Here is an 18,554-nt window from a genome sequence, read left to right as displayed (position 1 = left end):
ACACGCGCCATGACTTCTTCACAACCGGGCACCTTGTGTGCCCAGGCGCTGCTCGCGCCCGCGAGCGTGGCGCTCGTCGGCGCGTCGGCCGATCCCGCCAAGAACACGGCCCGCCCGCTGCGCTTCATGCGCAAGCACCGATACGGCGGCCGCGTCTATCCGATCAACCCGGCACGCGACACGGTGCTGGGTGAACGCGCCTGGCCCACGCTCGACGCGTTGCCCGAAGCGGTGGAGCATGTGTTCATCATGGTGCCCGGCGCGCAGGTCGAAGCGCTGCTCGAGCCGTGCGCGCGCGCCGGCGCACGCGTGGTCACCGTCTATTCCGATGGCTTCGCCGAAAGCGACGAAGCCGGGCGCCTGCGCCAGGAGGCGCTGGTGCGTCAGGCGAGGGCGCTCGGCCTGCGACTGCTCGGCCCCAACAGTATCGGATGCGCGGACCTGCATGGCGGTGCGATCCTGTCGGTGAACGCGGTCTTCGAGGCCGACGATCTGATCCCGGGCGACATCAGCCTGGTCTCGCAAAGCGGATCGATGATGGGCTCACTGCTCTCTCGCGCGGCGGCGCGCGGCTTCGGTTTCGCGCGTTCCGTGTCGGTGGGCAATGAAGCCGACATCAGCGTGGGCGAAGTCGTGGATGCGCTGGTGGACGATGCGCAGACTCGCGTGATTCTGCTTTTCATGGAGACGCTGCGCGACGCGCCGGCGATGGCGCGTGCGTTGGCACGGGCCCGTGCGGCCGGCAAACCGGTGATCGCCTACAAGCTGGGCCAGTCGGCGCAAGGGGACGCGCTGGCGAGCACGCATACCGGCGCGCTCGCGGGCAACGATGCCGCCGTCGACGCCTTCCTGCGCGCGCATGGCGTCATGCGCGTGCGCTCGCTCGAAGCACTGTTCGAGCTGGCGCCGCTGGCGCGCCGCTATCAGGCGAGCCGGCGTGAGCGAACCGACGCGCCACGTGTGGCCGTCATTACCACCACCGGCGGCGGCGCGGCCACCGTCGTCGACAACCTGGGGCTGCATGGTTTGGTTGCGGTGGCACCGCCCCCGGATTTCATCGCGCGCATGGCCGAGCGAGGCCTGCGTCTGCGCGAAACGCCCGTGATCGATCTCACGCTGGCCGCAACCAGCACGCAGTACCGCGATCTGCTCGAGGCCTTGCTGCGCGCCGACTGGTGCGATGCGGTGTTGAGCGTGGCCGGCTCCTCCGCGCAGTTCCACCCGCAGCTGGTCGTCGAGCCGCTCGAAGCCGCGGACAAACCTGTGGATAAGCCCTTGGCCGTTTTTCTCGCGCCCGATGCGCCGCAATCGCTTGCCCGTTTGCGCGAGGCCGGAATCGCCGCGTTCCGCACGCCCGAGGCGTGCGCCGACGCGCTCGCCGCCTTGCTGGCGAGTCCGGGCCGCGCACCGGCCGACCCGCGTACCTGGCAATGGCCGTCCGGGATGCCGCGCAACGGCATGCTCACCGAGCACCAGAGCAGCCGGATCTTCGCGTCGCTCGGCGTGCCGGTCGCGCGTGCCGAGCTGGTATCCGCCGACGCGCCGGCGCACAGCCTCGCCTATCCCGTGGTGGCCAAGATCAGTTCGCCCGATATCGCGCACAAGACCGATATCGGCGCGGTGCGCGTCAATCTGCGCGACGCCGAGGCGTTGCGTGCCGCCGCCGCCGACATCCAGGCCAATGTGGCGCGCCTCGCGCCGGCTGCCCGCATCGACGGGCTGCGGGTGCAGGAGATGCGCCAGGGCCTGGCGGAGTTCATCCTGGGTTATCGCGACGATCCGCTCGCAGGTCCGACCGTGCTACTCGGCGCGGGTGGCATCCACGCCGAGCTGGCCCCCGACATCGCATTGCGGCTCGCGCCGATCGACGAAGCCGGCGCCTGGGAAATGATCCACGCGGTGCGGCACACGCGGCTGGTGCGTGGATTCCGCGGGCTGCCGCCCGGCGACTGCGCCGCGCTCGCGCGCGCCATCGCCGACTTCTCGCAGCTCGCGGCGTGCACCGACGCCACGATTGCCGAGGCCGAGATCAATCCGCTGTTCGTGTGCGCCGACGGCGTGATCGCCGTCGACGGCCTGCTGCGCCTGAGCGCGTAGCCGCGCCTCTCTTCTTATCCACAGACTTGTTCATTCGGACTGCCATGAACTTCGAACTCACTGCTGAACAACGCGACTTCCAGAATGCGGTGCGCCGCTACGCCGAAAAGGCACTCAAGCCCGGTGCGCTGGAGCGCGCCCACGCCGACGCCTATCCCTGGGAGGTCGCGCGCGAGATGGCGGCGCAAGGCCTGCTCGGCATCACGATCGATGAAGCGGACGGCGGCGTGGGCGGCTCGCTCATGGATGCCGTCATTGCGATCGAGACGGTCGCTTCGGTCTGCCCACGCAGCGCGGATGTGGTGCAGGCCGGCAACTTCGGCGCGATCCGCGTGCTCGCCGAGTACGGCAGCGCGAAGCAGAAAGCAGCCTATTTGAGCCGACTGCTGGCGGGCGACATGTTGATCGCGGTCGGCATGACCGAGCCCGATGCGGGCTCTGCCGTCACCGAACTCAAGACGCGTGCCACGCGCGACGGCCAGGGCTGGCGCATCAACGGCTCGAAGATCTTCACCACGCACGGCCCTCACGCGGATCTGATTCTGGCCTATGTGCGCTTCGGCCCGGGCACGCAAGGTATCGGCTCGGTCCTGATCGAAACCCGCGCCGACGGCGTCAGGCTCGGCAAGCGTTCCACCTTCATGTCGGACGAAGCCTGGGCGGAAATCCACTTCGACGAGGTCTACATTCCGGACGAGATGGTCGTTCTGGGCGAGGGCGGATTCAAGAAGCAGATCGCGGGCTTCAACGTCGAACGCATCGGCAACACCGCGCGCTCGCTGGCATTGGGGCGCTATGCCTACGAAGAGGCACGGGGCTGGGCGCTGCAGCGCAAGCAGTTCGGCAAACTGTTGTGCGAGTTCCAGGGCCTGCAATGGAAATTCGCCGACATGCGCATCAAGCTCGACGCCGCGCAGTTGCTGCTCTATCGCGCGGCCACCAAAGCGGACACCGGCTTCCCGGACGCAACCGAGACCGCGATTGCCAAGGCCTATTGCAACCAGATCGGGTTTGAGGTCGCGAACGAGGCGCTGCAGGTGATGGGCGGCATGGGCTACAGCCGCGAATCCCTGGTCGAGTACTGCGTGCGTCGTTGCCGCGGCTGGATGATCGCCGGCGGCTCGATCGAGATCCTGAAAAACCGCATCGCCGAAGGCGTGTTCGAGCGCAGCTTCCCGCAGCGTCAGTAAAGCAGCGGCCCCGGAGGTGCAGGCATCAAATGCCTGCGCCACCGGGGCCGCGGTCGAGCAAACTCGATTACTTCAGATCGAAACGATCGAGGTTCATCACCTTGGTCCAGGCCGCCACGAAATCACGCGCGAACTTCTCCTGTGCGTCGTCGCTGGCATACACCTCGGCGAGTGCGCGCAGCTGCGAATGCGCACCGAACACCAGATCGATACGGCTCGCGGTCCACTTGGCTTCGCCCGTCTTGCGGTCCCGGCCCTCGAACGACTCACGCGCAGGCGTCGCCGGCTGCCACACCGTGCCCATGTCGAGCAGGTTGCGGAAGAAGTCGTTGCTCAGCACGCCCGGCCGGTCGGTGAACACACCACGCGCATCCTGCGGATCCTGCACCCCCAGCACACGCAGGCCGCCGATCAACACCGTCAGCTCCGGCGCGGTCAGCGTCAGCAACTGCGCGCGATCGATGAGCAGATGCTCGGCGGGCACGCTGAAGCGCGCCTTCTGATAGTTGCGGAAGCCATCGGCCACGGGTTCGAGCGGTGCGAAGGAATCGACGTCGGTCTGCTCCTGCGTGGCATCGGTGCGTCCCGGCGCGAACGGCACGGTCAGCTTCTGGCCCGCCTTGGCGGCCGCCTGCTCCACGGCTGCACAGCCCGCCAGCACGATCAGGTCTGCGATGGAGATTTGCTTGCCACCCGCCTGCGCGCCGTTGAAATCGCGCCGGATGGATTCGAGCACGTCCAGCACCTTGGCCAACTGCTCGGGACGGTTCACGGCCCAGTCTTTCTGCGGCGCGAGCCGGATGCGTGCGCCGTTGGCACCGCCGCGCTTATCGGACCCACGGAACGTGGAGGCCGATGCCCATGCGGTCGATACGAGCTCGGCGACCGACAGGCCCGAGGCCAGAATCTTTTCCTTGAGCGCGGCCACGTCCTGATCGTCGACCTGCGGATGGGTGGCGCGCGGCAGCGGATCCTGCCAGATCAATTCTTCGGCGGGCACTTCCGGACCGAGATAACGGGCGCGCGGGCCCATGTCGCGGTGAGTGAGCTTGAACCATGCGCGGGCAAAGGCATCCGCGAACGCATCGGGATCCTCGTAGAAGCGGCGCGAGATCGCCTCGTAGGCCGGATCGGCACGCAGTGCGATATCGGTGGTCAGCATCGACGGCGCATGGCGGCGCGAACGATCATGCGCGTCCGGTACGGAGTTGGCACCCGCCCCATGCTTGGGAGTCCATTGATGCGCGCCTGCCGGGCTCTTGGTGAGCTCCCATTCGTAGCCGAACAGGTTCCAGAAGAAGTTGTTGCTCCACTTGGTCGGCGTGGTGGTCCAGGTCACTTCGAGGCCGCTGGTGATGGTGTCGCCACCCTTGCCGGTGCCGAAGCTATTGGCCCAGCCCAGACCTTGATGCTCGAGATCGGCGGCCTCGGGATCGGGGCCCACGTGGTCGGCCGGACCCGCGCCGTGCGTCTTGCCGAACGTGTGACCACCGGCGATGAGCGCGACGGTTTCCTCGTCGTTCATCGCCATGCGGGCGAAGGTCTCGCGGATATCCTGGGCCGCGGCAAGCGGATCGGGATTGCCTTCGGGGCCTTCGGGATTCACATAAATCAGACCCATCTGCACCGCAGCCAGCGGATTCTCGAGATGACGGCCATGATCGGTACGGCTTTCCTCGGCGCCATGCAGCGCTTCGTCGGCCACGATCACGCCTTCGTCGTCGTTACCCGCGGCGCCCTTGCCGTAGCGCAGATCGCCGCCCAGCCAGGTCTTCTCGTTGCCCCAATACACGTCCTGGTCGGGTTCCCAGGTGTCGACCCGTCCGCCCGCAAAACCAAAGGTCTTGAAGCCCATGGTTTCGAGCGCGACGTTGCCGGTCAGGATCAGCAGGTCGGCCCACGAAATCTTGTTGCCATACTTCTGCTTGATCGGCCACAACAGCCGGCGCGCCTTGTCCAGGCTCACGTTGTCGGGCCAGCTGTTGAGCGGCGCGAAGCGTTGTTGGCCCCGACCCGCGCCACCCCGGCCATCGCCGATACGATAGGTGCCGGCGCTGTGCCAGGCCATGCGGATGAAGAGCGGACCATAGTGGCCGAAGTCGGCCGGCCACCACTCCTGCGAGTCGGTCATCAGCTGCGCGAGATCCTGCTTCAACGCGGCGAGATCCAGGCCCTTGAAGGCGCGGGCGTAATCGAAATCCTGGTCCATCGGATCCGTCTTCGCCGAATGCTGGCTCAGCAGATCGAGCCGGAGTTGCTGAGGCCACCAGTCGCGGTTCGTGGTGCCACCGCCGGCGGCGTGTTTGACGCCTTTCGGAGCGTCGTCGCCCTTCGTGTGATTGAACGGGCATTTGGCTTCGTTCGACATGCGCTCTCTCCTTGATATGAAATGGGGAGCCGGCTCGTCCACGAGCCGGCGTGTGTGCGCCTGCACAGGCGCCACGTCAGGGAGAGAGCGGCTGGCGTAATCAAGACGCCGAATGCATTGCCGCGGTTGCTCACGCCACTCCCGTGTCGTGTCCGGGGCTTGGCGATCGCGCAGCAGCGAAGGCCCCACCGGTGCTAGGGAATATACGTGAGCGCTACGAAAGAAAATATTTGATTGGTCTAATGCCACTCATAGAAGAGCGCTATAGACCTAAGCATTTGGTATAGCTTGACGCCCGCATGCATCACACTGACGCGGCCTCTGCGAGGATTCGTCAGCGTTGCATGCCCCAACGCCTGACCGTCACGCGTTCGAGCGTATCGAACACGAGGTTCTCCACAAGCAGCCCGATCAGCACGACCGCAGCCAGTCCCGCGAACACCTTGTCTGTGTATAACTCGTTGCGATTCTGGAAGATGTACCAACCCAGCCCGCCCTTGCCGCTCGATGCGCCGAACACCAGCTCCGCCGCGATCAGCGTGCGCCAGGCGAAGGCCCACGCGATGCGCAAGCCGGACAGAATCGCGGGCAGGGCGGCCGGCACCAGGATGGCCAACACGTACCGCAGCCCGCTCAAGCCATAGTTGCGGCCCGCCATACGCAGCGTTTCGGATACCGTGAGAAAGCCGGAGTACATGTTGACCGCCAATGCCCACAGCACGGAATGGATCAACACGAACACCAGGCTGCCTTCTCCCAGACCGAACCACAGCATGGCCAGCGGCAGCAGGGCGATCGCAGGCAGCGGATTGAACATGGCGGTCAGCGTGGAGAGCAGGTCCCGGCCGAAACGCGTCGAGACGGCCGCCGTGGTCAGCACGAAGGCGAGCAGCACGCCCGCGGCATAGCCCTTGAGCAATACCGACAGGGACAACGCGGCGCGCGCGGGCAGCTGGCCGTTGAAGAGCTCCTCGGCGAAGGCTTGCGCGGTGGCCCAGGCGCCGGGCAGAAGCAGATCGTTGTCGGCCCAACGCGCCGCGCCTTCCCACAACAGCGTCAGCAACAGCAGGATGAGGGCCTTGCGCACGGCGCTATGACCATACAGACGCTCATGCCACGGCAGCGTCGCGGCGAGCGTCAAGGGAGGGAGGGGCTCGAGCACGCGTTCGTATTCGGGCCGCGCGTGTGCGGGATCGGTCAGTGTGGAGGAGATCGGCATGCGGGGCTCTCAGGCAGCGCGGCGGTCGATACCGCGGCGGGCCGTTGCGGTGGCGGCCGCCGCGGCACCGGCCTCGGCCTCGCCGAACAACAGCGAGTGGATACGTTGCGCGGCCGCCTGGAACGCGCTCGAACCGGGGCTATGCAGCCCATACTGATGCGCGTTGAGTTCGGCGCGCACGCGGCCCGGATGCGGCGACAGCAGAAGAATGCGATTGCCGAGAATCAACGCCTCTTCGATCGAATGCGTCACGAACAGCAGCGTGAACGGATTGTCTTCCCACAGGGTCAACAGTTCTTCCTGCATGCGGCGCCGCGTGAGCGCATCGAGCGCCGCGAACGGCTCGTCCATCAGCAGGATGCGCGGCTGCATCGCGAGCGCACGCGCAATCGCCACGCGTTGCTTCATGCCGCCCGACAGGGTGTGCGGATACGCATCGGCAAAGGCCGACAGACCCACCTTGTCGAGATAGTGCAGCGCACGTTCCTCGGCTTCGCGTCGCGGCAGCTTGTGCGCCGCACGCAGCGGAAAGGCCACGTTCTGCTTCACCGTCTTCCAGGGCGGCAGCTGGTCGAACTCCTGGAACACCACCACGCGATCCGGGCCCGGCGCGCGGATGGGCTCACCGTCGAGCCGCAGCTCGCCCCCGACCGGCGCGACAAAGCCGGCGGCCGCTTTCAGCAAGGTGGATTTGCCGCAGCCCGACGGGCCCAGCAGAATGAAGCGATCCTGCGGCCAGACGTCGAAGCTGACCTCGTGCGTGGCGCGGATGCGGCGCTGACCCGCCTTGTACTCGAGCGTGGCGCGGTCCACCCGCAGCAGCGGACCGGTCTCGTGCACGGCGTGGCTCTGCGAATCGCGCCCGTTCATCTCAGCCGCCCTGTGCGGTCAGCGCATCGTCGAAGAAGTAGTCGCGCCAGCTGGCCGGCTTGTTCTTGATCGCGCCCACCTCGTGCATGAATTCGGCGAGACGGTACGTGTTCTGTGGAGCGAGCTTGAACTCCACCTGCGGGTTCTTGATGATGTCGACCAGCAGCTTGCGATCGGTCTTGGCGCCGGTCGACTTCAAGTAGATGTCGGCGGCCGCCTCGGGGTTGGCGCGCACGAACTCGGCGGCCTCCTTGAGCGCGGCCTGGAAGGCGGCGTAGGTCTTGGGATTTTCCTTGCGGAATTTCTCGGTGGCGAACAACACCGTGGAGGAGCTCGGCCCGCCCAGCACGTCGTACGAATTCAGCACGATGCGCGCCTTCGGATTGGCGGCGAGTTCCTGTTCCTGGAACGGCGGGTTGCCGAAATGGCCCGTGATCTCGGTACCCCCCGAGATGATGGCCGCGGCCGCATCGGGGTGAGGCACCGCCACGGAAATCGCGTCGAGCTTGTTGTACTGCTCCTTGCCCCAGACCTTGGACGAAGCCAGCTGCAGCACGCGCGACTGGACCGACACCCCCACGGCGGGCACGGCGATGCGGTCGCGGTCGGTGAAGTCGGCGATCGTCTTCACGTTCGGATTGTTCGTGACCAGGTAGTAAGGAAAGTTGCCCAGCGACGCGACGCCCTTCACGTTCTGTTTGCCGTGCGTGCGATCCCAGATGGTCAGGAGCGGGCCGACCCCGGCCCCGGCGATGTCGACCGCGCCGGACAGCAACGCGTCGTTCACGGCGGCGCCGCCCGACAGCTTCTTCCACTCGACCTTGATGTCCTGTCCGGCGGCCTTGCCATGCTTCTCGATCAGCTGCTGTTCGCGCGTGACGTTGAGCAGCAGATACACGATGCCGTACTGCTCCACCACCCGGATCTGCCCTTCTGCGCGCGCCGGCGTGGGTGCGGCCAGCGCCAGCGTGCCGATGAGCAGCGCGAGGCCGGCGCACGTCCCGTAGCGCACGAGGCGGTCGCGCAGCGTTTCGGGAGCACGTTCGGAAGCGGTCGGGTTCTGCATGAATGTCCTGCGAAGGTCGGGGAGGAACCGGCACATCGTCAGCCTGGCCTGGCGGCCGGCGGCGTGTGCTGGATTCAGAGCGACCCATTATGAAAACGCGCCACCCTGCGACAAACGAATATCTCGGCGTTTGCACAGAGCTTCACGTCATATGGCAGGACGACAAAAAGCCGCGTAGGTAAGTACACACTTACGCTAGGGGCCTTTATTTACGCAATTTTCAGAGCGGCGACCCCGGCCGCTCAAAGTGGCGGGCCGGGGCCGGCCCGCCTGGCTTCATGCCTTCGGCATATAAGCTTCGACCAGCTTCACCCAGTAGGTGGCGCCTACCGGCAACAGCGCGTCGTTGAAGTCGTAGTTCGGGTTGTGCAGCTGGCACGGGCCCATGCCGTGATAGCTCTGCAGGCGGTGATCCCCGTCACCGTTGCCCAGGAACAGATAGCAGCCGGGCACTTTCTCGAGATAGAACGAGAAGTCTTCGGCGCCCATGAACTGCGGAATGTCGGTGTTGACGTGTTCGTCGCCGAAGGCGGCGCGCGCCACCTCGGTCGCGAACGCGGTCTGCTCAGCCCAGTTCACGAGCGGCGGATAGGCGCGCACGAACTGCAGCTCGCCCGACCCGCCATACACCTGCGGCAGGGTGGTCACGATGCGGCGCATGTCGGCCTCGATCTTGTCGAGGGCCGCCGTGGTGTAGGTGCGCACCGTGCCGCGCAGCACGGCTTCGCCCGGAATGACGTTGTACGCGTCGCCGGCGTGGATCTGCGTGATCGACAGCACGGCGGCGTCCAGCGGATCGCGGCTGCGTGAAATCACGGTCTGGAGCGCGTGCACCATGTCCGCCGCGACCACGATCGGATCGACCGCGCCGTGCGGTTGCGCCGCGTGGCCGCCCACGCCCTTGATGATGATGTCCCAGCGATTGCTCGACGCCATCATCGGGCCGGCGCGGAAGCCGAACTGGTTCACGGGCATGCCCGGCATGTTGTGCAGGCCATAGATCGCATCGCAAGGGAAGCGATCGAACAGGCCGTCTTCGATCATCGCCCGGGCGCCGGCGTTACCGCCTTCTTCGGCGGGCTGGAAGATGAAATTGATGGTGCCGTCGAAATTGCGATGACGCGACAGATACTCGGCCGCGCCGAGCAGGATCGTGGTGTGGCCGTCGTGGCCGCAGCCGTGCATGCGGCCCGGGATGGTGGAGCGGTGCTCGAAGCGATTGTGCTCGGGCATCGGCAGCGCATCCATGTCGGCGCGCAGACCGATGGTCTTGGTGCCGGAGCCCGCGCGCAGCACGCCCACCACGCCGGTCTTGCCGATGCCGGTGTGCACTTCGAGACCGAGATCGCGCAAGCGCTGCGCCACCAGGCCAGCCGTGCGGGTTTCTTCGAAGGCGAGTTCGGGATGAGCGTGAATATCGCGACGCAGCGCCGTGAGGTCGGCGTGGGCGCGTTCGATTTCGTCTATGGTCTTCATGATGGTCGAAGGTCGACTTGAGAAAGAATTTTGTAGCACAGGCACGGCCCAGCCAGCGCCGCGCCCGGCGAACTGACTGTCATTGTGCCCGCGTTTCAGCGGGCTGCGTGTCGGCGTGTTGTACGGCAGCGGGTTGCGCGTCGTTCAGATGGCAGGCACTGATATGGCCTGCCGCCACCTGCCGCAGCAACGGACGTTCGATGCTGCAACGCGGCATCGCATGCGGACAGCGCGGATGAAAGGTGCAGCCAGAGGGCGGTGCGAGCGGCGAGGGCAGCTCGCCCTTGATCGGGCGATAGCTGCGCCGCTCGGGCGTGAGCGTCGGCAGCTCTTCGAGCAGCGCCTGCGTGTACGGATGGTTGGGCCGGTCGAAGATGTCTTCGGTGCGCGCCAGCTCGACGATGCGGCCCAGATACATGATGGCCACCCGATCCGAGATATGGCTGACCACCGCCAGATTGTGGCTGATGAACAGATACGTCAGGTCCAGGTCGGCGCGCAGCTGACCGAACAGATTGATCACCTGCGCCTGGATCGACACATCGAGCGCCGCGACGGCCTCGTCGCACACGATGGCGCGAGGCTTGAGCGCCAGCGCGCGCGCGATGCCGATGCGCTGACGCTGCCCGCCGGAAAACTGATGGGGATAACGTTGTGCGTAAGTCGGATCCAGCCCGACCTGCCGCATCAGCCCGGCCACATACTCCTGCCGGTCCGCGCGTCGCACCAGTCCGTGCGCCACCGGCGCCTCGCCGATGATGTCGGCCACGCGCATGCGCGGATTGAGCGAAGCGTAGGGATCCTGGAAGATCATCTGCACGCCGAGCTCGTAGGCGCGCCGTTGCGGCCCGGGCAGACGCGCCACGTCCTGTCCCTCGTACTGAATGCGGCCGGCGGTGGGATTGAGAATGCCGGCCACCATGCGGCCCAGCGTCGACTTCCCGCAGCCGGATTCGCCCACGATACCGATCACCTCGCCCGCCTGCACGTCGAGGTCGACGCCGGCGACCGCATGCACGACCTGATCCTTCAGGCCGGCGCCGAACAGATTCGCGATGCGCCCGGCGATATCCACGGGCTGCGCAAAACGCATCTCCACATCGCGCAGCGACAACAACGTGCGCGGCGGCGCCTGATCCACCGTCTTTTGCGTTGCCTGCGTCATACGGCCTCTCCCGCGTGCCAGCATCGCACCCAGTGCGCCGGCCGGATCTCCACCGGCTGCGGCGCGGCCAGACAGGCCTCGCTCGCGCGCGGACAGCGTGTGCGAAACGCGCAGCCTTCGGGCAGGTTGAGCAACGACGGCGTCATGCCCGGAATCTGCGCCAGCGGCTGGCCCCGGGTGGCGGGCGACGGAATCGATGCGATCAGCCCGTGCGTGTAGGGATGCTGCGCATGCGCAAGCACGTCACGCGTGGTGCCGGTTTCGACCACGCGCCCGGCATACATCACCGCCACGCGGTCCGCGAGGCCGGCCACGACCGCGAGATCGTGCGTGATCCAGATGAGCGCCGTGCCGGTCTCGGCACAGAGCTTCTGCATCTCGTAGAGAATCTGCCCTTGAATGGTGACGTCGAGCGCGGTCGTGGGCTCGTCGGCGATAATGATGCGCGGCTTGTTCAGCAGTGCGATGGCGATCGCCACGCGCTGGCGCATACCGCCCGACAGCTGATGCGGATACGCGCGCAGCCGCTCGCGCGGCGCCGGGATGCCCACCATCGTGAGCACCTCCAGCGCGCGCGCATGCGCCGCCTCGCGCGATACTTTCTGATGCGCCCGCACCGTCTCGATCATCTGCGTGTCGACCCGCAGCACCGGGTTGAGCGTCATCATCGGGTCCTGGAAGATCATGGCGATCTCGTTGCCCCGCAACGCACGCCAGCGATCCGCGCTGGCCGCGCGCAGGTCTTCCTGGCCCAGATGAATCGAGCCTTCGACGATACGGCCAGGCTCGTCCAGCAGACCGATCAACGAGAAGCCCGTGATGCTCTTGCCGGATCCGGACTCGCCCACCAGGCCGAGGATCTCGCCGCGCGCCAGATGCAGATCCACGCCATCGACGGCCTTGACCACGCCGGCGCGCGTGTAGAAATGCGTCTTGAGCGAACGCACATCCAGGAGCGGTGCCTGCGCGGCGGCGTCGGGCATGACAGCGTGCATCCGGGCCTCCTCAGGCATTGTTGCGGGGGTTGAGCACATCGCGCAGATGGTCGCCCACCAGGTTGATCGCGATGATCAGCACCGCGAGCGCGATGCCAGGGAAGAAAGAAATCCAGTAGGTGCCCGAAAGCAGATACTCGAAGCCATTGGCGATCAGCATGCCGAGCGAGGGCTCGGTGACCGGCACCCCGACACCGAGGAAGGAGAGGGTGGCCTCCAGCGCGATCGCATGTGCGAGATCGATGGTCGCGATGACGATGAGCGGCGCCATGCAGTTGGGCAGGACATGGCGAAACAGCACGCGGCCCCACGACAGCGACATGCAGCGCGCGGCCTCCACGTACTCCTTGCCGCGTTCGACCAGGGCCGCGCCGCGCGCCGCCCGTGCGAAGTAGGCCCACTGCACCACCACCAGCGCGATGATGACCTTGTCCACCCCCTTGCCCAGAATCGCCAGCAGCACCAGAGCCACCAGAATGGCGGGGAACGACAACTGGATGTCGACGATGCGCATCAGCAGCGCATCGATGCGGCCACCGAAGTAAGCCGCGATCAGGCCGACCGAGGTGCCGATCAGAAATGCCGCCAGCACCGAGATGGCACCCACCATCAGGCTGGTGCGCATGCCATACAGAATGGCCGACAACACGTCGCGAGCCTGGCCGTCGGTGCCCAGCCAATAGGTCATCGTGCCGTCGCCGCTCTTTTCGCCAGGCGGCAACTTGGCGTCGAGAATGTCGAGCGATCCCAGATCGTAGGGGTTCTGCGGCGCGATCCAGGGCGCGAGCAGGGCGGCGCCGACGGTGAATACCAGCAGCACGAGCCCGAACAGCGCGAGCTTGCTGGCACAGAAATCGGCGGCGAACTGGCGCCACGGCGAGCGAGCGGCCGCGGCGCCGGCGGGCTTGGGCACCACGCTCAGGTCGGCGGGAGAACTCATCGGCGGGACTCCAGTCGCACGCGGGGATCGAGCACGGTGTAGATGATGTCGACCACCAGATTGAGCATCACGAGGAAGAACACGATGAGGAGCAGATACGCCACCACCACCGGCCGATCCAGGTTGATGATCGAATCGATCAGCAGCTTGCCCATGCCGGGCCACGAAAACACGGTTTCGGTCACCACCGCGAACGCCACCACCTGGCCGAACTCCAGGCCGGCCACCGTCACGATGGGAATCAGGATGTTCTTCAGCAGATGCACACCCAGCACGCGGCGCTCCGACAGCCCCTTGGCTCGCGCGAACTTGATGTAGTCCTGAGGCAGGGATTCGCGTGTGGCCGCCCGCGTCACGCGGATGATCATGGCGCACTTGGCCAGCGCGATCGTGCTGGCCGGCAGGATCAGCGCGGCCCAGCCGCTCAAGGTAAACACGCTGAGCGACAGCCCGCCGATCTCGGCCGTGGCGCCGCGGCCGCTGGCGGGCAACCACTGCAGCGTGACCGCGAACACCATGATGAGCATCAGGCCCACCCAGAAATTGGGAAGCGAAAAGCCCAGCACCGAGCCCGTCATGATGGCGCGCGAGGTCGGCGCCTTGGGCTTGAGACCCGCACGGATGCCCAGCGGCACGCCGATCAGCACCGACAGCAGCATGGCGACACAGGCCAGTTCGAGCGTGGCCGGCATGCGCTCGAGAATGAGGCGCATGGCCGGCTCACCGGTCAGGAAGCTGTTGCCGAAGTTGCCCTGCACGGCCTGACCCATGAAGATCAGGTACTGCCGCCAGAGCGGCTGGTCCAGGCCCAGCGCGGTGCGGATGGCGGCGCGCTGGGCGTCGGTGGCCTCGGGGCTGGCAAGCATCGAGACCGGATCGCCCACCATGTAGATACCGGCGAACACCAATGCCGACATCACCAGCATCACGACAACAGACTGCATCAACCTGCGAATGATGGTGGCGAGCACGAGCGGCTACCTGCTACCGGTCATTTGGCGGGCGTGGCGTACTGCACCAGCGTGGTCTGATCCGGACGGCCCTGATAGCGGACGTCGTTCTTCATGGCCCACACCGAGAGCTCGAAATGCACCGGCAGCATTGCGTAATCATCCATCGCGATGTTGCTGGCCTCTTGCAGCAACGCCGCGCGCTTGGTGTCGTCCATGGTCGACGAGGCCTGCTTCACGAGCTCGTCCATCTTAGGATTGGAATAGCGGCTGCGGTTGGTCGTGCCCTGGCCCGCCTCCGGATTGCGCGTCATGAGCAGCGAGGTGAGCGCATTCGCCATCTCGCCACTGGTCACCGACCAGCCGGCCAGGTAGGCCGAAAACTGATAGCTGTCGCGATTCTTGAAGAACACCGGCGGCGCCATCGCGTCGACGCTGGTCTTCACACCCACGCGCGTCCACATCGAGGCGATCGCCTGCGCGACCTTGGCGTCGTTCACGTAACGGCCCGACGGCGAGCCCAACGTGATCGAGAAGCCATTGGGATAGCCGGCTTCTTTCAGCAGCGCCCGGGCCTTCTCGACATCGGGCTTGGGCGCTTCGGCGTGTTCTTTCGAGGCGCCGAACATGGGGTAGGGAAGCAGATTGCCCGCCGGCTTAGCCACGCCGCCCATCACGCGATCGACGATGGCCTCGCGATTGAGCGCGAGCGACAGCGCTTCGCGCACGCGCTTGTCCTTCATGGGATTCTTCTCGGTGCCCTGCACGCCCGGCGAAGGCTCCGCATGCTGATCGAGCGCCACGTACACCACGCGCACCGACGGCGTTTCTTCGACGTGCAGCTTCTTGTCGCCCTTGAGCTTGGGCAGATCGTCGGTCGGGGGATCCTCGATCATGTCGACATCGCCCGCGAGCAGCGCCGCCACGCGCGCGGCAGCGTTGGTCATCGGGCGATACGTGACCTTTTCCCAGGCGGGCTGCTTGCCCCAGTAATGCTCGTTGCGCTGGAACACGAGCTCGGCGCCGCGCTTCCAGGACACGAATTTGTACGGGCCGGTGCCCACCAGGCCGTCGCCGCTGTTGAGCTCGGTCGTGGTCTTGCCTTCGGCCGCGGGACCGGAGGCCGCCTTTTTCGAAAGGATCGGCAGCTGCGCAAGATTGATCAGCAGGTTGGGCGCGACGTCTTTGGTGGTGATGCGCAAGGTATGTGCATCGACCGCCTCGGTCTTCGCCACGGCGCCAAGGTAGAGCGTGAAGGGCGAGGGGCTGTTCGGTACCTTGGGCACGCGATCGTAGGTGAACACCACGTCTTCGGCCGTGAACGGCGAACCATCGGAGAACTTGACGTTGGGCCGCAGCTTGAAGGTCCAGACCTTGTCGTCCACGGTCCAGGACTCGGCGAGACCCGGCACGGGCTGCAACTTGTTGTCCACCCCCACGAGAGACTCGAAGAGCGTTTGCGAAATCTGCGTATTCGGCGTGAGCGCGTGATACTGCGGATCCATCGAACTGGGTTCGGTCTTGAGCGCCACCACCAGGTCACGCGCCGACGCTTGCGAAAGCGCACCGAAAGCCATCAATACCGCTGCCGACGCACAGGTCAGCCCACGCGCAAAACGAAAAGCCATTTCGCTCTCCCCGAAGAGTGTTTGGTCTGTCTTACCGCGCAATGAACATAACCAGCAAACATCGGGCCGCGCAACAGTTATATTCCCTTATTGTTCATCGTCCGCACGTCTGCATCGCCATGAGTCTCGCCGCCCCCATCGTTGCCATCGCCACCGCTCCCGGACGCGGCGGAATCGGGGTCGTGCGCGTCTCCGGACCCGATCTGCGCGAGCTCGTACGCACGCTGTTCGGCCGCGATCTCACACCGCGTCATGCGCACTATCTGCCGTTCAAGAATGCGGAAGGTGAGGTGCTCGACGAAGGCATCGCGATCTACTTCAAGGGCCCGCACTCGTACACCGGCGAAGACGTGCTCGAGCTGCAGGGCCACGGCGGCCCCGCGGTGCTGCGCCGTATCCTGGCGCGCTGCCTGCAGGCCGGGCACGATCTCGGCACGCGTCCCGCCGAGCCGGGCGAGTTCACACAACGCGCTTTTCTCAACGACCGCATGGACCTGGCCCAGGCCGAAGCCGTCGCCGATCTGATCGACGCCTCATCCGAGGCCGCCGCACGCGGCGCGATGGCGTCGCTGTCGGGCGAGTTTTCGCACAAGGTCACGGGCTTGTCCGATCGCATCGTGCATCTGCGCATGCTGGTCGAGGCCACGCTCGATTTCCCCGAAGAAGAGATCGACTTCCTCGAGAAGTATCAGGCCCGCCCCACGCTGGACGCGATCGCCGAGGAGCTCGACACGCTCATCCGTCAGGCGCGCCAGGGCATCATCCTGCGCGAAGGCCTGCACGTCGTGCTGGCCGGCCAGCCCAACGTCGGCAAGTCGAGCCTGCTCAACGCGTTGGCCGGCGACGAGATCGCCATCGTGACGCCGATTGCCGGCACCACGCGCGACAAGGTCGTGCAGGAGATCCACATCGACGGCGTGCCGCTGCACATCATCGACACGGCCGGTCTGCGCGAGACCGACGACACGGTGGAAAGCATCGGCATCGCGCGCACCTGGAAAGAGATCGAACGTGCCGACGTGATCCTGCACCTGCAGGACGCCACCTCGCCCGACGACGTGCTCGACGCCGCGATCACGGCACGACTGCCCGCGCGCACGCCGGTGCTCGAAGTTTTCAACAAGATAGATTTATTGGTTGCGGACGCAACTATCGCGGCAAAAGCCATCGGCATCTCCGCGAAGCAGGGCACGGGCCTGGAAGCGCTGCGCCAGCGCCTGCTCGCGCTGGCCGGATGGAATCCCGGCGCCGAGTCGCCCTGGCTCGCCCGCGAGCGTCATCTGCACGCGCTGCAGGACGCCGCCGACCATCTCGAACTCGCCACCGCGCACGCCGAGCAGGACGACCGCGTGCTCGACCTGTTCGCCGAAGAGCTGCGCCTCGCACACGAAAGCCTCACCAGCATCACCGGCAAGTTCACGAGCGATGACCTGCTGGGTGAGATTTTCTCGAGCTTCTGCATCGGCAAGTGATCCCATGGCCGGACAGCCCGTCCGGCCTGGGCACTGACTCCCCGTTCACACCGCCTTCAAGAACCCCGCCACGGCGTCGACCACCGCCTGCTGCTTTTCCCGATGCGGCACGTGGCCGCAGCCGGTCACGATAAAGGGCGGTGCGGCATGAGGGGTGAGTGAGGCGAAGCGGCGCGGATGCTCGAGCGAGCCGTATTCGTCGTCATCGCCGTGGATCGCCAGCGCCGGGCAGGTCACGCGCGGCAGCACGTCGGTCAGGCTCCAGCCCTGAAAGGCGTCGGAGAGCCAGGTGTCCACCCAGGCGCGCAGCACCCATTCGGCCTTGTCGCCGTGATAGCGCGCCAGGCGATCGAGCTGGCCCGCCTCGGCGAACGACACATCGGCGGCGCGGATGCCGTTCAGCGTCCGGTCTTCCACGAACGCCTGCGCGGATTCGGTGATGAGCGCGCGGCAGGCCTGTGGATAAGCCGCCGCGACATTGCTCGCCATCGCGCCCCCGACGCTGTGGCCGAAGGCGACAAAGGCGTCCAGGCCCAGTTGCTCGTGCAAGGCGGCAAATGCGTCCACCTCGGCCTCGACGAAGCCCGGGCCGAGCTTGCCGGGATGCGGATCGGACAGACCGAAGCCCAGCCTGTCGTACGCGATCACATCGCGGCCGGTCGCGCGGGCCAGGTTTTCCGGAAAATCGCGCCAGAGCGAAACCGCCCCGAGCGAATCATGAAACAGCACGATGGGCGCGCCGGATCCGGCCTCGGCCCCTCGCCAGCGCCGGGCATACAGTCGCCCCGCGGCGGTACTTATCCACAGATCTTCAGCCATGCGGTTCCTGCCTGAGAGTCGCGCCAGCACGCCTGCCGGCATCGCCTGCGAGGCTATCACGAGGGCAGGGCACCGGACAAAACGCCTGCCGGGCCGCGGGGACAAACCTGTGAATTTCCCTGTGGACAAGCATTGAACAGGCTGGGGAAAAGTCGGCGCCTTCACTCTGAAACGGGCTGTGGACGGCATCAAACTGACGTGTCCGGGGCGGGGTATTACAATCAGAGGGCTGTGCCGGCCGAACCTCCCCTGGCTCGACCAAAAAACGGAGGACGTCCGGCACGGTGGGAAGACACGCC

At 66.2% G+C, this 18,554-nt stretch carries 14 protein-coding genes; 3 read left to right on the top strand and 11 right to left on the bottom strand.

The annotated features are described in order from the left end of the window. Nucleotides 1-9 precede the first annotated feature (9 nt). Nucleotides 10-2,097, top strand: a complete 2,088-nt coding sequence (locus tag CAL25_RS01040) for an acetate--CoA ligase family protein (protein WP_094798089.1) — start codon at nucleotides 10-12, stop codon at nucleotides 2,095-2,097. A 44-nt stretch (nucleotides 2,098-2,141) separates the two neighbouring features. Then, entirely contained in the window at nucleotides 2,142-3,287 is a 1,146-nt protein-coding gene (locus tag CAL25_RS01035; protein WP_094798088.1) for an acyl-CoA dehydrogenase family protein, read from the top strand. Nucleotides 3,288-3,354: 67 nt separating this feature from the next. On the opposite strand, the gene katG is transcribed toward CAL25_RS01035, so the two are convergent. The 10 genes from katG to CAL25_RS00985 all read right to left on the bottom strand — a co-directional run bounded on the left by katG (nucleotide 3,355) and on the right by CAL25_RS00985 (nucleotide 15,964). Next, nucleotides 3,355-5,655, bottom strand: a complete 2,301-nt coding sequence (gene katG / locus CAL25_RS01030; RefSeq protein ID WP_094798087.1) for a catalase/peroxidase HPI — start codon at nucleotides 5,653-5,655, stop codon at nucleotides 3,355-3,357. A 334-nt stretch (nucleotides 5,656-5,989) separates the two neighbouring features. Then, a complete protein-coding gene (locus tag CAL25_RS01025) occupies nucleotides 5,990-6,874 on the bottom strand; it encodes an ABC transporter permease (protein ID WP_094798086.1) in 885 nt (294 codons plus the stop codon). A 9-nt stretch (nucleotides 6,875-6,883) separates the two neighbouring features. Beyond that, complete coding sequence (locus CAL25_RS01020) at nucleotides 6,884-7,744, bottom strand: ABC transporter ATP-binding protein (protein WP_094798085.1); 861 nt, start codon at nucleotides 7,742-7,744, stop codon at nucleotides 6,884-6,886. 1 nt (nucleotide 7,745) lies between these two features. Next, a complete protein-coding gene (locus tag CAL25_RS01015; RefSeq protein ID WP_094798084.1) occupies nucleotides 7,746-8,810 on the bottom strand; it encodes an ABC transporter substrate-binding protein in 1,065 nt (354 codons plus the stop codon). 276 nt (nucleotides 8,811-9,086) lie between these two features. After that, nucleotides 9,087-10,286, bottom strand: a complete 1,200-nt coding sequence (locus tag CAL25_RS01010) for a M20 aminoacylase family protein (RefSeq protein ID WP_094798083.1) — start codon at nucleotides 10,284-10,286, stop codon at nucleotides 9,087-9,089. A gap of 79 nt (nucleotides 10,287-10,365) precedes the next feature. Next, nucleotides 10,366-11,451 (bottom strand): ABC transporter ATP-binding protein, encoded by a 1,086-nt coding sequence (locus CAL25_RS01005; RefSeq protein ID WP_094798082.1) that lies wholly within the window; start codon nucleotides 11,449-11,451, stop codon nucleotides 10,366-10,368. Beyond that, nucleotides 11,448-12,446, bottom strand: coding sequence for an ABC transporter ATP-binding protein (locus tag CAL25_RS01000; protein WP_094798081.1), 999 nt, complete (start codon nucleotides 12,444-12,446; stop codon nucleotides 11,448-11,450). The genes CAL25_RS01005 and CAL25_RS01000 overlap by 4 nt, the downstream gene beginning before the upstream one ends. Nucleotides 12,447-12,456: 10 nt before the next feature. Then, nucleotides 12,457-13,386 (bottom strand): ABC transporter permease, encoded by a 930-nt coding sequence (locus CAL25_RS00995; protein ID WP_094798080.1) that lies wholly within the window; start codon nucleotides 13,384-13,386, stop codon nucleotides 12,457-12,459. Further along, on the bottom strand, nucleotides 13,383-14,357 hold the full coding sequence (locus CAL25_RS00990) for an ABC transporter permease (RefSeq protein ID WP_094798079.1): 975 nt from the start codon (nucleotides 14,355-14,357) through the stop codon (nucleotides 13,383-13,385). The genes CAL25_RS00995 and CAL25_RS00990 overlap by 4 nt, the downstream gene beginning before the upstream one ends. 20 nt (nucleotides 14,358-14,377) lie before the next feature. After that, nucleotides 14,378-15,964: an ABC transporter substrate-binding protein gene (locus tag CAL25_RS00985; RefSeq protein ID WP_094798078.1), complete on the bottom strand. Its 1,587-nt coding sequence runs from the start codon at nucleotides 15,962-15,964 to the stop codon at nucleotides 14,378-14,380. 119 nt (nucleotides 15,965-16,083) lie between these two features. Between CAL25_RS00985 and mnmE the strand changes: the two genes are divergently transcribed. Beyond that, entirely contained in the window at nucleotides 16,084-17,436 is a 1,353-nt protein-coding gene (mnmE, locus tag CAL25_RS00980; protein WP_094798077.1) for a tRNA uridine-5-carboxymethylaminomethyl(34) synthesis GTPase MnmE, read from the top strand. Nucleotides 17,437-17,481: 45 nt separating this feature from the next. Here mnmE and CAL25_RS00975 read toward each other — a convergent pair whose 3' ends face one another. Further along, a complete protein-coding gene (locus tag CAL25_RS00975) occupies nucleotides 17,482-18,255 on the bottom strand; it encodes an alpha/beta fold hydrolase (protein WP_094798076.1) in 774 nt (257 codons plus the stop codon). Nucleotides 18,256-18,554 lie beyond the last annotated feature (299 nt).

Source organism: Bordetella genomosp. 5 (genome assembly GCF_002261315.1).
Classification (GTDB): Bacteria; Pseudomonadota; Gammaproteobacteria; order Burkholderiales; family Burkholderiaceae_B; genus Bordetella.
This window is presented reverse-complemented; position numbering and strand designations above follow the sequence as displayed.